General features: G+C 38.7%; 1 protein-coding gene. It reads left to right on the forward strand.

From position 1 onward, the window contains the following. The coding region (locus B9G53_RS26480; protein ID WP_094536407.1) for a pentapeptide repeat-containing protein at positions 1 to 725 on the forward strand (725 nt) is incomplete at its 5' end. Positions 726 to 1,200 lie beyond the last annotated feature (475 nt).

Genomic DNA, 1,200 nt, shown 5'->3' on the forward strand with positions numbered 1-1,200 from the left:
TTCAAGGAGTCAAAGCTTTTGGACTTTCTCTTGATGAGATCAAACAACTGCTGGATTTACAAGCTACGCATACCATCCCCTATGCAACCTTCAAACTGATGGTACAGCAGAAGCTGGATAAACTGGATTTGCAAATTCAGGAGGTAATGACTCAACGACAGGATATTTCTCAACGACTAGATTTAATTGCCGAAGCTTTACCTAATTGTGACATTACCAATTTAGAACTTAACCAAAATCCTCTCCTCAATTTGATCAGTTCATCTTCTATGGCAATAGATATTGAGGAAGCACAGTGCGATCGCAGTAGGCTATTTTCCGATCTCAGTCAAGAAGTTTTGTATATGTATTCAGTTGGTAGACGAAATTTTAGACTAATAAATTTAATTGGTGCAAAACTCAATGGAGCGAATTTGAGTGGTGCAGATTTTACTAACGCTAAATTGATGTTGTCAGACATGTGTGAAGTCTCAATGATAGCAACAAAATTGGTCGGGGCAAATTTAGCTGGGGCAGTAATGATTGAAGCTTGTTTACAAAAGGCTGACTTTACTGATGCCTTATTAGTCGGAGCTGATCTTAGTGGTGCAGATTTAGAAGAGGCAAATTTTACCGCCGCAAATTTAGGGGGAGTGAACTTTACAGGCGCAAATTTGCGAGGAGTGAATTTTAGTGAGGCGATTATGACAGGAGCAGATTTTACTAAGACTGATATTTTACTGTAAAACAGTTTTATCACAGCCGCGATCAATCAAAACCTCCACAAGAAAGGGCGCAGGGTGAAGCCCCACAATGAGTTTTATGCCCAAACCCGTTAAGGTTGTGCCCCGAAGGAGCGCAACCTTAACGGGTTTGGGCAATTTATTCTGCACAATTACTTACTGCAAGTAGTCACTACATCCATGCGTTTGTTTTTCTTAGCTACAGCAATCAATTACCGTACAAACGAACCACAAGAAAATTTTTAAAAGTGTTGCTTAGTAACACTTTTAAAAATTTTCTTGGTTTGGGGTTGAGCACAAAGCGGTGTAAGTTTTCAAGAATCAATCATTGATAGAAGTTTATCAAAATGATTGATAAGCTTTGATGATAGCAACTTATTTTTGTCCCCCTTGACACTCTAGCTAGCTATAGACCTTAAAGTGAATCCTGTAGAGAAAAAACTACTAAATTAATCTTAATCAAGCAGGGGATGGAGTT

This window comes from Pseudanabaena sp. SR411, assembly GCF_002251945.1.
In the GTDB taxonomy this organism is placed as follows: Bacteria; Cyanobacteriota; Cyanobacteriia; order Pseudanabaenales; family Pseudanabaenaceae; genus Pseudanabaena.